17 protein-coding genes and 1 pseudogene are annotated in these 13,114 nt (G+C 50.9%); 9 read left to right on the forward strand and 9 right to left on the reverse strand.

Annotated elements, in window-relative coordinates; all coding sequences use genetic code 11:
- Window positions 1-44: 44 nt before the first annotated feature.
- Entirely contained in the window at window positions 45-428 is a 384-nt protein-coding gene (locus JNE38_RS04630; RefSeq protein ID WP_203355467.1) for a VOC family protein, read from the forward strand.
- 154 nt (window positions 429-582) lie between these two features.
- Here JNE38_RS04630 and JNE38_RS04635 read toward each other — a convergent pair whose 3' ends face one another.
- From JNE38_RS04635 to JNE38_RS04660, 7 genes and pseudogenes are all read right to left on the reverse strand, one after another.
- Window positions 583-1,125, reverse strand: coding sequence for a histidine phosphatase family protein (locus JNE38_RS04635; RefSeq protein ID WP_203355468.1), 543 nt, complete (start codon window positions 1,123-1,125; stop codon window positions 583-585).
- Window positions 1,126-1,187: 62 nt separating this feature from the next.
- Complete coding sequence (locus tag JNE38_RS04640; protein ID WP_238933555.1) at window positions 1,188-1,697, reverse strand: SDR family NAD(P)-dependent oxidoreductase; 510 nt, start codon at window positions 1,695-1,697, stop codon at window positions 1,188-1,190.
- Between the two features lie 70 nt (window positions 1,698-1,767).
- Window positions 1,768-1,917: pseudogene (locus JNE38_RS30515) on the reverse strand (SDR family NAD(P)-dependent oxidoreductase); the annotation flags it as partial.
- Entirely contained in the window at window positions 1,907-2,314 is a 408-nt protein-coding gene (locus JNE38_RS04645) for a MerR family transcriptional regulator (RefSeq protein ID WP_343071519.1), read from the reverse strand. The gene JNE38_RS04645 and the pseudogene JNE38_RS30515, both read right to left, overlap by 11 nt.
- Before the next feature lie 111 nt (window positions 2,315-2,425).
- The gene (gene bshB2, locus JNE38_RS04650) at window positions 2,426-3,082 is read right to left on the reverse strand and encodes a bacillithiol biosynthesis deacetylase BshB2 (protein WP_203357416.1); all 657 of its coding nucleotides are present in this window, start codon (window positions 3,080-3,082) and stop codon (window positions 2,426-2,428) included.
- A 23-nt stretch (window positions 3,083-3,105) separates the two neighbouring features.
- On the reverse strand, window positions 3,106-3,450 hold the full coding sequence (locus tag JNE38_RS04655) for a YojF family protein (RefSeq protein WP_203355469.1): 345 nt from the start codon (window positions 3,448-3,450) through the stop codon (window positions 3,106-3,108).
- 52 nt (window positions 3,451-3,502) lie between these two features.
- Window positions 3,503-4,441 carry a LysR family transcriptional regulator gene (locus JNE38_RS04660; protein WP_203355470.1) on the reverse strand — a complete coding sequence of 313 codons (939 nt, stop codon included), beginning with the start codon at window positions 4,439-4,441 and terminating at the stop codon, window positions 3,503-3,505.
- Window positions 4,442-4,585: 144 nt separating this feature from the next.
- On the opposite strand from JNE38_RS04660, the gene JNE38_RS04665 reads away from it, so the two are divergent.
- Entirely contained in the window at window positions 4,586-5,143 is a 558-nt protein-coding gene (locus tag JNE38_RS04665; protein ID WP_203355471.1) for a flavodoxin family protein, read from the forward strand.
- Window positions 5,127-5,345: a hypothetical protein gene (locus JNE38_RS04670; RefSeq protein ID WP_203355472.1), complete on the forward strand. Its 219-nt coding sequence runs from the start codon at window positions 5,127-5,129 to the stop codon at window positions 5,343-5,345. The genes JNE38_RS04665 and JNE38_RS04670 overlap by 17 nt, the downstream gene beginning before the upstream one ends.
- A 166-nt stretch (window positions 5,346-5,511) precedes the next feature.
- Here JNE38_RS04670 and JNE38_RS04675 read toward each other — a convergent pair whose 3' ends face one another.
- A complete protein-coding gene (locus JNE38_RS04675; RefSeq protein ID WP_203355473.1) occupies window positions 5,512-6,534 on the reverse strand; it encodes a DUF3231 family protein in 1,023 nt (340 codons plus the stop codon).
- A gap of 183 nt (window positions 6,535-6,717) precedes the next feature.
- Here JNE38_RS04675 and JNE38_RS04680 point away from each other — a divergent pair, with 183 nt between their 5' ends.
- On the forward strand, window positions 6,718-7,299 hold the full coding sequence (locus tag JNE38_RS04680) for a type 1 glutamine amidotransferase family protein (RefSeq protein ID WP_203355474.1): 582 nt from the start codon (window positions 6,718-6,720) through the stop codon (window positions 7,297-7,299).
- A 67-nt stretch (window positions 7,300-7,366) separates the two neighbouring features.
- Here JNE38_RS04680 and rlmD read toward each other — a convergent pair whose 3' ends face one another.
- On the reverse strand, window positions 7,367-8,749 hold the full coding sequence (gene rlmD, locus JNE38_RS04685; protein ID WP_203355475.1) for a 23S rRNA (uracil(1939)-C(5))-methyltransferase RlmD: 1,383 nt from the start codon (window positions 8,747-8,749) through the stop codon (window positions 7,367-7,369).
- Between the two features lie 171 nt (window positions 8,750-8,920).
- Between rlmD and JNE38_RS04690 the strand changes: the two genes are divergently transcribed.
- The 5 genes from JNE38_RS04690 to JNE38_RS04710 all read left to right on the forward strand — a co-directional run bounded on the left by JNE38_RS04690 (window position 8,921) and on the right by JNE38_RS04710 (window position 13,103).
- On the forward strand, window positions 8,921-9,262 hold the full coding sequence (locus JNE38_RS04690; RefSeq protein ID WP_203355476.1) for a KH domain-containing protein: 342 nt from the start codon (window positions 8,921-8,923) through the stop codon (window positions 9,260-9,262).
- Between the two features lie 543 nt (window positions 9,263-9,805).
- On the forward strand, window positions 9,806-11,062 hold the full coding sequence (gene ilvA, locus JNE38_RS04695) for a threonine ammonia-lyase IlvA (RefSeq protein WP_203355477.1): 1,257 nt from the start codon (window positions 9,806-9,808) through the stop codon (window positions 11,060-11,062).
- A 183-nt stretch (window positions 11,063-11,245) separates the two neighbouring features.
- The gene (gene yhfH / locus JNE38_RS04700) at window positions 11,246-11,407 is read left to right on the forward strand and encodes a protein YhfH (RefSeq protein ID WP_203355478.1); all 162 of its coding nucleotides are present in this window, start codon (window positions 11,246-11,248) and stop codon (window positions 11,405-11,407) included.
- A 150-nt stretch (window positions 11,408-11,557) separates the two neighbouring features.
- The gene (locus JNE38_RS04705; RefSeq protein ID WP_203355479.1) at window positions 11,558-12,556 is read left to right on the forward strand and encodes a GNAT family N-acetyltransferase; all 999 of its coding nucleotides are present in this window, start codon (window positions 11,558-11,560) and stop codon (window positions 12,554-12,556) included.
- Between the two features lie 37 nt (window positions 12,557-12,593).
- Window positions 12,594-13,103: an ankyrin repeat domain-containing protein gene (locus tag JNE38_RS04710; protein WP_343071520.1), complete on the forward strand. Its 510-nt coding sequence runs from the start codon at window positions 12,594-12,596 to the stop codon at window positions 13,101-13,103.
- The last annotated feature ends 11 nt before the right edge of the window (window positions 13,104-13,114 follow it).

Below are 13,114 nucleotides of genomic sequence, written 5' to 3' on the forward strand. Positions count from 1 at the left end.
TCAATTGAAGGATGGTTGAAAATATCATAGGAGGTAAAAATATTATGAAAATCATTGTTACAAGCATATTCGTACAAGATCAAGACAAGGCATTGGCGTTTTATACAAAAACGCTGGGCTTTGTAAAAAAGCATGACGTTCCCGTCGGAGAATTTAGATGGATCACCCTTGTATCTCCCGATGATCAAGACGGTACCGAGCTTTTGCTCGAACCGAATAACAATCCGGCAGCAAAAGAGTACCAACAGAAGATATTTGCCGGGGGCATCCCAGCAACCATGTTCGGTGTTGCAAACGTTCGCGAAGAGTATGAACGATTAATGGAACACGGAGTGAAGTTTACGATGGCGCCGACAAAAATGGGCGAAATCACTTTGGCTGTTTTCGATGATACATGCGGCAACCTTATTCAGATCATGCAAAAGTAACGTTATGACGAAAATGAAAAGGATCGGCCACTGATTCACAATCGTAAAGCTTCGGCATTTTCGAGTGTGGTTTCCGTCAAATGACAACGATAATGGAAAAGAGGCTGTCTCGCACGAGATGCCTCTTTTTTACGGAATACGGCCGCATCAGGGATCAATCCATCCAAATGCGCTGAATGTTCGCTGAATCGTCTTCAAACGTAAGCAAGTACACATCCGGATTGGAGAGGGCCTCCCACTCCTTGAAACCGATCCGGTCGTCAAAGTGCTTGAGAAGCAGGGAGATCAGGTTGCCGTGCGATACGATAACCGTACGCTGCTGAGGTCCGTTCAAAACGTCGGCGACCACGCTGCTCACGCGATTCATGGCAAAGCGACTGGATTCTCCGCCAGCGTAGCTCAAGTCGAGATCATCAAAAGTCTTGCGAAGCATCTCGTACCAGTCGGGAAGGTCTTGATCCGACAATACTCTTTCGGTCAATCTGTCATCTCGTACAATATCCAGACCCTGCTTATCGGCGAAAGGCTTGATGGTACGGACAGCTCTTTCAAATGGGCTGGAGATGATGGAATCGATCGCTTTGTCGGAGAGGAATGATGCGAGCTGATCCGCCTGCTGTACGCCAAGCTCGGTCAAGGGAGCGTCAGGCGCTTGCCCGGCTGCTTTGCAATGACGAACGAGATAGATGTGCTTCATGTGGAGGAACTCCTTTGCTCAGTTAGTAATGGAACATGGGCAAAAAACTCCGCATTCGGGAATTACCAGTCAATCTGCTGGCGATCACGAAAGTAGCCGCCATTGGGCCCCTCGTCACCGATCGTCGCTAACCAGACAGCCGTATCCGCACCTTGCTCGACAGTTTGTGGCGCGTCTGCTCCGCCCATGTCTGTCTGCACTCTGCCTGGACAGACCGCGTTCACTTTGATGCCGAAATCAGCGACTTCTTGGGCGACCAGACAGGTCATGGCATTGAGCATGGTTTTTGACATGCGGTAGGCGGAGGACGAGCCTTTCAGACCCAGCATGCCCTGCAGAATCTCAAAGGAACCCAGGCCCGATGAAAGATTGACGATGCGTCCATAGCGGTTGGCTTTCATCAGAGGGACAGCGGCTTGAATCAGGCGCAAAGCACCGAAAAAATTGGTCTCAAACGTTTCCTTCATGACAGATTCTTCTACGTCCAGTACGGATATTCCCCTGTCGAGAATAATTCCCGCATTGTTCACGAGCACATCCAGCCGACCGTACGCTTTTTTTACTCGCGCCATCACTTGATGGACACTCTTTGCATCGGTTCACATCGAGTACGTACAGCTCAGCAGTCAGCCCTTCTTTTTGCAGCTCAGTGATGGTTTGGCGTCCACGCCGTTCATCCCGACAGCCGATCAACACCCGATGCTCTCCTGCAGCCAATTGTCGGGCAATTTCACGTCCGATCCCCCGGTTAGCGCCTGAGACGAGGGCGACTGGTTTGCTTTCATGACTCATTTAAACCGTCTCCTTCGTGCATGATTTTTCTCCAGCTCGCCAGATTTTCCTCCAACAGCGATTCGGCTTTGCGCAAGGTTTCGATTTGCTGCTTGATTTCTTCCAGCTTCCTTTCACCCACGCGGATGGCATTGGGCAGGCATTCCTGCTTGATCTCCTCACCGAATGCACAATCAAAAAAGGAGAGGATATCCGAAGTCTTAAGACCAAGACTGAAGTAAAGCTGGATGATACGTACCCGTTCGATATCAGATTCGTCGAAGTCACGGTAGCCGTTTTCCTGACGGCTTGGCCTCAGCAGCTCTTTTTCCTCGTAGTAGCGCAGAGAACGAAGACTCACTCCCGTTCTGCGAGACAACTCGCTAATATGGATAGGAATCACTCCTTGCTGGATCATAATCAGAATGGTAAACCATCACATCATGTGAAGGTCAAGAAAGAAAAAAGGATAGAGCATCAGTGGTTCACTCTGATGGCTCTATCCCATACAGGCATTGGCTGCAAGATCTTACTCAAAGGAATACGTCCAGAAACGCTCGGTTCCAAAACGGTCCTGAATTTCTTTGGACATGTAATCGTTGGTATTCAATAACTCCGCAAGCTGGAATTGAGAGCGGTGAGCGAGTATGGACTGGACCTTCTGCGGCAAAAATTCCTTCACATCAGTCAGCACATCGGGTTTGCCTATTCCCTGCTCCAGGTTCTTGGCAAACGCCAAGCAGAGCACGCGGGGTCTTTCTTCTTTCGGAAGTCTACCTACTGTGCGAACGACAGCGGCACCCGTTGCATCATGGTCCGGGTGAACACTGTAGCCTGGGTAGAAGGTAAAGATCAGCGAAGGGCGCACTTCCTGGATGATCGCGTTGATCTTGGCGTCCAGCAGATCCTGATCCTCGAATTCGATCGTTTTATCGTGAAAACCGAGCATGCGCAGATCCTGGATGCCGATTGCGCGGCACGATTCTTCCAGCTCTTTTTTGCGAATGGACGGGAGCGTCACCCTTGTGGCAAAAGGCGGAATTCCCATGTTTCGCCCCATCTCCCCCAGCGTCAGGCATGCATAGGTGACACGAGTGCCGTTCTTTATATGCTTGGCTAACGTCCCTGATAAACCGAACGCCTCGTCATCCGGATGAGGCAGCACAACCAAAATATGTCGTTCCATCAAAACATTCATCTCCTCTTCCCTTAAAAAGGCTCCCGGCTAAGCTGCAAGGATACGATCAATTTGCCCTGGCTGTCATGACCAGCCATGATCAATCGCTCTGGCTCGGTCTCTTCGAAATGGGTCAAACCTTCGGAGTAAATCCAGCCCTGTTCCATTTTCAGACCGACGCGGTAGGGTCCGCTTCCGGAAATGGAGCCATGAGAATAACGTATGATGGCATTGGTGATGAAGTTTGCTGCTGGATGCTTGGAGCTATCGAAATGGGCGGCATAGGCTCCCGTTGTCATCTCGAGGTGGATATACAGATCTTGATCTTTCAGGTTGTCAATCCTACGCTGTACTTCCGAGTGATTGATAAGCTGCATCTTGGTGCCCCCTTATCTGTGAGTGTGGAACAGCGACCTACTGCCTCTAACATTAGAAAACCTCATCTCTGATGTCAAGATGACGAGAGGGGGCTAAGTGTTCTGCTCGAAAAACTTCCCGTGTGCATTCCATAAAGGCAAGAAGCGGGGGAGTCAGCCACTTATCCTTGTGCCAGGCGAGCTGGGTATAGAGATCGCCCTCCGACCACTGCCAAGGGAGCTCCATTAGCTGCCCCGCTTTCAGTTCCTTTCCTACCGCCATCGCAGGCAGCAGAGCGATGCCAATGCCGGCAATGACGCATTGCTTGATGGCTTCAATGCTGACAAATTCAAATTTCGTGGACGGGTAGACACCTGCCTTTTGAAAGGATTCCTCCAGCAAGGTTCGATACGAGCAGCCCGTCTCCGTGAGCAAAAGCGTTTCCTGCTCCAGGTCACTGGGGAGCACTTTCGTCAAGCGCAGCAATGGGTGGTCGTGGGAACAGACCATGATCATCCGTTCTTTGACGAGAGGCTCCACCGTGACGGCATGATCCGGCCTTGGCACATCCATGATAAAAGCGATGTCGAGCGTGCCATTCAAGAGCCGTTCTCTCGTTTGCTGATCGGAGTGAGCGGGTTGAAAGACCAGCTTCACGTGGGGAAACTGCGACTTGAATTTGCGCAGTATCGGCGGGAGACGATAGGTGCACTGGCTTTCCTGAGCGCCGATCACGATGGTCCCGCCCTGCTCCTCCGAGCTTTTGACAGCAGTGGCCGCCTCGTCTGCAAGTGCGATCATTTTATCTGCATAGAGCTTGAACTTTCGCCCTTCCTCCGTCAATACCAGACGCTTTCCCAGACGTTCAAACAAGCGGGTTCCCAGCTCTTCCTCCAGCGTTTTGATCTGCGCGGTGACACTCGATTGAGCGAAATTGAGCATCTTTGCGGTTTGGGTGAAGTTCAGATTTTCTGCCGCCATTTTAAAGGTGAGGAGCTGCTTGATCTCCATCTGCGTCTCCTTCCTAAATCGTTTTTATGAATGGATTTCATCGAATTAATCAGCTGTATCTATTGAATGATGCCATTTTATAATAGGAATCACCAAGCGGCAATCTGCCAAGCGTACTTTTACACACGAGGGAGAGAATGATTCATGTCCATAGCTGTCATCTACGGGGGAACCCGCGCGAATGGAAATACAGAGCTTTTGACGGAAAGAGCGATCGAGGGCCTGACGGTTGATCGCATTCATTTGAAGGAGTATACGATTCGTCCCATTGAAGATATGCGCCATGACGAAAAAGGCTTTACAGAGCTGGACGACGATTACACGGCTGTTTTAGATCGCATGCTGGAGCACGACATCCTGCTGTTTGCTACACCGATCTACTGGTACAGCATGTCAGGGCAGATGAAAAACTTCATCGATCGCTGGTCACAGACACTGAGAGATAAGAAGCGACCGCACTTTCGCGAGAGCATGAAAACCAAAACCGGGTACGTGATCGCTGTTGGCGGGGACGAGCCGAATTTGAAGGGGCTGGCCCTCGTGCAGCAATTCCAGCATATCTTTGGGTTTATGGGCACGCGGTACGGCGGCTATGTTTTAGGAGAAGGGAACCGCCCTGGTGATATCCTGAACGATCAGGTAGCCTTGCATGCCGCCGATCAGCTGCGGAGCAAGCTCCTGCAGCATGGCGAAAAGTTATAAAAGTCTGTGCACAGGCATTGGATCGAAGCTGACGGCAGGCACGACGCTCCCGCGCTTCAATGAGTACGAAGGCGCAGAGATGATCGCCAATCGAAGCCAGATGATCATACTCAAGACCACGGATCACGCTTCGGATCTACTGCTGCAAACAATGCGGGCAGAAGGTAGAGGTCGGCATGCAGAGCGAGGTTCCCACCATTGAACACCTCAAAAACCAGGGGTGCCAAAGCTGTGGCAGCGATACGTTTGACATGGTGAAGCGCACTCAACGGGAGAATTGATCATATGGCCACGCTGAAAGTCTTTGTCTCAACAAAAAAAACCCTTGATCGCAAGGGTTTTTCTTGTTTGCTTCTGAGCTATTTTCCTTAGGATTTCATCAGCTGCTCTCGATTCGTCGTAAGAGGCGGTTGTTCCAGCCATTTTCGTTCCACCATAATATCATACGTATCTTTGGCGTACGCCATCACATCAGTGATGATTTTAGCGTAGTGAGCGGAGAGGTCGGCTCGCATCGTCACCGAAAGGGCATGTGAAATCAAGAGGATGTCCACCGAGTTCAATACATTGATCATCGACATGATAAACTTATCGGAAAAGGGAGAAACAGTGGATGCTGTCACTTCCATGCTGATGGGTACCGTACCAAGCAGCTCCTCCTGCAACAGTAGACTGTTAAATAACTCGATTTGCTGTTGGCTGATGTTTTTGCCTCTGATAATGATATTTTTCAATTCTTTATCTTCCATTACCTGTGCAAACCCGAGCATGAGAATAACGGAAAAATAGTTACGCTCAATATTGAAGAATATTTCGGATAACTCTATGGCATTTAGAGGTCGTTTCGCGCCAATGATCCCGTCTATGAATGAGACTTTCTGGACGTACTCGATTTTATTCGGGTAGTTCATTTTCGGCGGGCGGTCATAAATGCCTTTCTCCAGCATCAAGCGCACCGCTTTGCCGAACATCTCGGTAGACGTATGTATGCATTCATTGAAAAAATCCAGCACATCGAGCCGAACGTTATTGGAAGCAGTGAATGCGAAGTTAATCATACCCAACCGATTCATCATGTAGATGAAACTCAGGGTAAACGTGTCGTGGAAAAGCGGAGGGGCAGCTAAATTCACATCCCCTTCTGAAAAACCCGCTGGTACCGGGAAATTTTCAGCAACAAAAAAATCTTTGATTTTTTCTATTCGTCCTTGCGAAATCTTCAGCGCCTCTTCCGCCAACGGAACAATCTCCCCATCTTGAAGATGATGCAGTAAGTAGGTGAGGAAACATACCGCCATGCCTTCTTGGAAATAAACGCCCCAGAGTCCCCCGATTTCCGTACAGCTTAATTCGATATTTGTTGGCTTCACCTGAGGTTTCTGAAACGACATATACTCCCTCCAATCTCCGATGCACTCTTCAAGAGTTAGTATCTGGGTTGTTTCATTTCTTATTCACATAAGGCTTTGTTTCCTTGGTCACTATTTAGAGGAAAAGTTTCTTTACTGACCATATTTGTCAGTGAAGCTGGTTTAGAATTCAGTTGTACATAACATTACAAGGAGGGAATCACTTTGAAGGAAGTGCTCATTTTTATAACGGATGGTTTTGCTGATTGGGAGGCGAGTTACGTCAGTTCAGAGCTGAACAAGCCAGGAACCGGATATCGCGTAAAGACGATCGCAATTGATCGTGAGCCGAAGAGTTCGATGGGGGGGTTAACCGTCCTTCCAGATTATAGCGTGCAAGAATTCAATCCGAATTCCGATATCGCCATGTTAATCATACCTGGCGGAACGGAATGGAGAGAAGCAAAGAATCAGCAAGCAAAAGAAATGGTTGACTATTGTGTGAGCAAGGACATTCCTGTCGCAGCCATCTGTGATGCTACCACTTTTTTGGGAAACCACGGATATTTGGATCATCACAAACATACAGGCAATACGTTGCCTTATTTGAAGCAAGGAGCTCCGAATTACAGAGGAGATCAACATTATGTAGATGCCCAGTCTGTCCGTGACGAGAATCTGATCACGGCGAATGGAAGCGGTGCATTGGAGTTTTCAAGACATATCCTGGAGAGATTGGGTGTATTGAAAGGCGAAGAATTGAACGAATGGTACGAAATATTTAAAAAGGGCTACTTTCCCTCATAACCTTTTCGTGTGATAGGAAAGCACCCGAGCATACACGCTTGGGTGCTTTCCTCATTTGTTCAGACACTCAAATTCGATCAAGCCTTACAACGGCCTCCACATGACTCGTATGCGGAAACATATCCACCGGCTGCACGCTCACCAGCTTGTATTTCGCCAGCAGCTTGGAAATGTCTTTCGCCAACGTGGACGGATTACAGGACACGTAAACGATCTTCTCGGGCGTCACATCCAGCAGAGAACGAATCAACGCGTCATCGAGCCCTGTCCGCGGCGGGTCGACCACGACGACATCCGGGCGCACGCCTTGCTTGGCCCATTTCGGCATGAGCTGCTCGGCGCGTCCCACGTGGAAGCTGGCATTCCCGATCTGGTTGTGCTCGGCATTGCGCTTCGCATCGTCCACTGCTTCCGGAATGAGCTCGATCCCGCGCACCTCACGCGCGTATGGCGCCAGCCACAGCCCGATCGTGCCTGTCCCGCAGTACAGGTCCAGCACGAGCTCCTTGCCTGTAAGGCCTGCCGCGTCTTTCACCTGGTCGTACAGCTTTTTCGTCTGCTCGGGGTTGAGCTGAAAAAAGGCACGGGCAGACAGGGCGAAGGAAAGATCACCCAGCTTCTCCGCGATGGTTGGCTTGCCCCACAGCGAAGTGGTTTTGTCCCCAAAGACGAGCGAGGTTTTCTGCGCATTGACGTTTTGGGTGATGCCGACGAGCTGGGGGAGTCGGGTGCGGAGCTCCAGGATGAGCTCCTTCACACGAGGAATGTCCGGTGTAGCTGTGACGAGTGTCAGCTGTGTCTCGCCGGTCCCAAAAGCCACCCGCGCCACGATTGTCCGAATGACGCCTGTTCGTTTGCGCTCATCGTAGACAGGGATGCCCAGCTCCTCGAGAACCTGCTTGGCTGTCTGCACAATCTGACTCGTGGCATCGTGCTGCACCTGACAGCCTTCCAGATTGACCAGCTTGTGGCTGCCCGTCTGGTACAGACCTGCGATGAGCTTGCCTTCCTGTTTTCCGACCTGGAATTGGGCTTTGTTGCGATAGCCCCACGGATTGTCCATTCCGATCGTGTCCGCGACAGGTGGATTTTCCATGCGAGCGTACTTGCGCAGCGATTCGACCAGGATCTCGCGCTTGCTCGCGAGCTGCGCCTGATAGTCCATGTGCTGCAAGCTGCAGCCCCCGCATTCCTCATAGACCGGACAAGGGGGGACGGTCCGGGATTTCGATTTTTCTACGACCCGCAGCAAACGGGCGAGCGCATACTTTTCTTTGACCTCGGTGACCTCGGCATGCACGACTTCTCCCGGCAATGATTTATCGACAAACACGATTTTTCGTTTGAAATAGCCGATCCCTTCGCCGTTGATACCCAGACTTTTGATGGTCAAGGTCATTTGCTGGCCGATTCGGATGCTGGCATCTTGTTCCTTTTGATTCGGTTTCATCTAGTACCGTTCTCCTCAAGCGATGGATTGTCCCCCTATTATAGAGGAAATCATCCGCGGATGCATGCCGGTAGTCTGCCATAGCAAGCCTCACAGATAATGGCAACTTCCTCCCAAGCTTTGTTTTTGTTATAATGATCCGGAGAATGTAAGAGGGAGCTGTGGCGCTAGATGCAAGATCTATTTGACAAAATGAAAGAATATCTCAACATGGATACTGAGATTTCCTTTGACGAGTTTGACGGTTATTATAAAAAGGTGGTTGCGTTCCTGAACGACAACTGGGAAAAATTGAACGAGGACGACACCATGCACATGCTGTTCGTACTCGACAATCTCAAGTCCAACGGAGAAGACCGTGCGAAGCGCAAAACCAAAGAAGCGAAGAAATACGCGAAAATGGCACAGCGCACAGAGATCTGGGCAAACGCTCTGATTGGTCGCCTGCGTGAAGCTGGCTTGAACGACGAAGAGATCGGCAAGCGTTACGAAGCGATCTACGAAGCGGTTTAAGAAACGCGTACAAACGATGAAAACGTAAGAGGGATGTAGCTGTCATGAGCAGTTGCATCCTTTTTTCTATACTCAGGTTGGGCGGTGCACTGACTCTCCGCTCAGCACATTCTCTTTGACAACCGTTCCTTTCACCAGATATAATGTGAAAAAATTTGAATGTTCGATCGTCTTTGCGTTGATAAGGAAGAGTAGGAGCAGTGAGCAGCGACCAGAGAGCCGTCCCCCGTGCTGAAAGGATGGCCGCCAGCCTGCTATCGAAAATCACCTTGGAGCGGTGTCCTGGAAAAAAAGGGAGGGTTACCTGCTACCTTTTAAGTAGAGGACAACGGATTCGTCCACGTTACCGGACGAAAGTTCCTCGTTGAACTTCTAGAGTCTGTTTTTCGTGAGGAAAGCAGAACAGCTGAGTGGTACCGCGATGCTCTCGCCTCAGCCAGCCGTGCGTGAATAACGCTGCTGGCAGGGCGGGAGCTTTTTGTTTGCCAGAAACCCAAAACCGGATAAATACAAATCGTAACAGAAGAGAGGAGCTTCACCTATATGCAGACAGTCACGACAGTCCGAGTAGAAGATATCGTAGTTGCCAATCATGCGTTGAAAGACGTGGTAGAAAAAACACCTCTGCAAAAGAACAAGGTGCTTTCCGAACGCTACGGCTGCAATGTGTATTTGAAAAGGGAAGATCTGCAGGTCGTGAGGTCGTTCAAAATTCGCGGCGCTTACCATTTTATCCGCAGCTTGTCGGCACAGGAGCGAGAGAGAGGCGTCGTCTGCGCAAGCGCGGGCAACCATGCGCAGGGAGTCGCGTTTTCCTGCCAGCAGCTGCAAATTCAAGGAACGATCTTCATGCCTACGACGACCCCTCGGCAAAAGGTGTCGCAGGTCAAGCTCTTCGGAGGCTCGTACGTGGAGGTCGTGCTGGTCGGTGATACCTTCGACGATTCCTTTGCCGAAGCCATGAAGTATTGCCTGCAGGAGGAGCGCACCTTTGTCCATCCTTTTGACGATCCGCTAGTCGTAGCGGGTCAAGGGACGGTCGGTCTGGAGATTTTGAATGACATGGAAGAGCCGGTCGATTTCGTTTTCGCGAGCATCGGAGGCGGAGGTTTGGTGGCAGGTGTCGGAAGCTACGTAAAAGGAGTGTGTCCCTCTACGCGTGTCATCGGTGTGGAGCCAGCAGGGGCGCCGTCGATGAAAGCGGCATTGGAACAGGGCGATGTGGTGACGCTGGACGAGATCGACAAGTTCGTGGATGGAGCAGCGGTGAAACAGGTTGGCAAGCTGACGCTGAGCATTTGCAAGGATGTGCTGGATGACATCGTGCTCGTGCCAGAGGGCAAGGTGTGCACGACCATCCTGGAGTTGTATAACAGCAGCGCTATCGTGGTGGAGCCGGCAGGTGCGCTCTCGATCGCCGCTCTCGATCTGTATCGTGATCAGATTGCAGGCAAAAACGTCGTTTGCGTGGTCAGCGGGGGAAACAACGATATCGACCGGATGCAGGAGATCAAGGAGCGCTCGCTGTTGCATGAAGGACTGAAACACTACTTCGTCATCAACTTCCCGCAGCGTGCAGGGGCATTGCGCGAGTTCATGGAAAAGGTGCTGGGGCCGCATGACGACATCACCCGCTTTGAATACACGAAAAAGAACAACAAGGAAAACGGTCCAGCCCTCGTCGGCATTGAGCTGAAGTGTCAGGACGATTACGGTCCGCTCGTGACGCGTATGAGGCAGCACGGCATCCGCTGCGTGGAAATCACCAACGATCCGTACCTGTTCAATCTGTTGATCTGAGTCGATTGTGTTAGAACAGATTAAGAAAATGCAAAAATGTATGAATACAGCGAAAATAAGAGCAAGCGGGAGGAATCAGGAGCGAGGAAAAGATAATGCGGCGTAATGTATTATAACAAACTTTTATAAAACAGCCACTGTTGTAATACAATACAGATAATAACACAACAGGGGGTTTTATCGATGACGCCGATCACCACTTTCTTTCGCAACCTGGAAGCAAAATGCTGTGCTGCTTGCGGCGAGACCATCCATGAGCAGGCAGAATCGTATGCAACCGAATGCTCCTCTTGCCAGGAGAAAATGAGCTACGATGCTTACAAGTACTACCACCAAAAGAAATAATGACGAGAGCCGATAGATGAGGTGTACCAGATGGCGTTGGGCCAGCGGGTGCACCTCTTTTGTTTTTCTCGGACGGAGACAGCGGGAAGGAATAGATGGAAATTTCCAGAAAGAGTATAGGCATATCAAGCGGATCGGAGGAGGAGGCATTTGATCATCGTTCCATTTACCAACGATCTAATCGAAGATGCTGCAAAGCTCTTGGCATTACGCCATCAAAAAGATCGATTGGCTATGCCTGTGCTGCCAACTCGCTTTGAAAGCGAAAGGGATGCGGCACAAGCCATTCACGCGGAATGGGAAAAGGCGGGAGCACAAGGAGTCGCTGCGATGGAAAAAGGCTCCCTCATCGGGTATTTGTTTGGGACACGAGGAGAAAATCCAGCACGCGGAAGGCATGTCTGGATGAGGATGGCTGGGCATAGCATCGCCGAAGGGCAACCGGTTGATTTGTACAGAGACCTATATGCAGCGGCCGCGCAGCTCTGGGTGGATGAGGGGTACTTTGCCCATTATTCACTCCTTCCCGCACATGACGCAGCGCTGGCGAATGAGTGGTTCCGCCTTGGCTTTGGACATGAGCAAGTCCACGGCTGTCTGTCCCTTGATGCATTCGAGGAAGGACCGGCACGGGAATGGCAGGTGCTAGGTGCACAGCTTCGGCTGGCAACCCCAAAGGACCGCCAAGCGCTCTCTGACGTCTCGCAGTGGATTCGGACCTATCAGGCACAGTCACCGATTTTTGGCGTGGCTCTGCCAGAGGATGCTCAAACGATTCGGGACGGGTATGCGCGCCTGGGTGAGGATCCTGACGTGGATGTATGGATCGTTGAAAAAGAAAGACGGATCCTGTCCTTTCAAGCCTATTTCCCAGCGGAGGAGGAGCCTGCAGCCATGCTGGTGCCATCAAATGGGGTGGAGCTCGGCGTTGCGGCAACGCAGCCGGAGTTTCGCGGGCTTGGCATCAATCACGCTCTCACACAGCACGGCCTAGCGCAGGCAAAGGCAAAAGGCAAACAGTACGTTTTGACTGATTGGAGAATGACCAATCTGCAGTCTTCTCGTTATTGGCCGCGGCAAGGTTTTTTGCCAATCGCATACCGCTTGTCCCGATACATTGATCCGAGAATCGCTTGGGCGAGAGGATAACGATCAAAAGCAAAGATTCCTGATGGAGGTAGCAACAATGATCAAGGAACTGTTTCGAGCTGCTCAGACAGGGGACAGTCAGAGAGTAAAGGAATTGCTGGAAGAGGATGCTTCTTATGCGAATGCCGAAAACGAGGAAGGACTGACCGTGCTGGGATACGCTGCGCATTTTGGACATGCGGATGTCGTCGCACTCCTCTTGGACAACGGGGCAGACCTGCAAGCCCTGTCGCATTCAAAAGTCTCCTATATCCCGTCGAACACGGCCCTGCATGCAGCCATCGCAGGGGAAGGGAGTATGGAAGTGATCCGGCATTTGCTTGAGCGAGGTGCCCAGACCGATATTTGTGACAGCAATGGCCACACCTGCCTGCATACCGCTGCTTTTCATGACGATCGCGTGGAGGTGATTCGCATGCTGATTGCGTATGGGGCACAGGTGAATGAACGAGCTAAAAACGAGGGGCAGCTCACCCCGCTGAAGCTCGCGCTGGAAAAGGGAAATGCAAATGTCGCCGAGCTGCTGCGTCAACATGGCGCCGTCTAACTTGTTGCAAA

Source organism: Brevibacillus choshinensis (genome assembly GCF_016811915.1).
In the GTDB taxonomy this organism is placed as follows: Bacteria; Bacillota; Bacilli; order Brevibacillales; family Brevibacillaceae; genus Brevibacillus; species Brevibacillus choshinensis_A.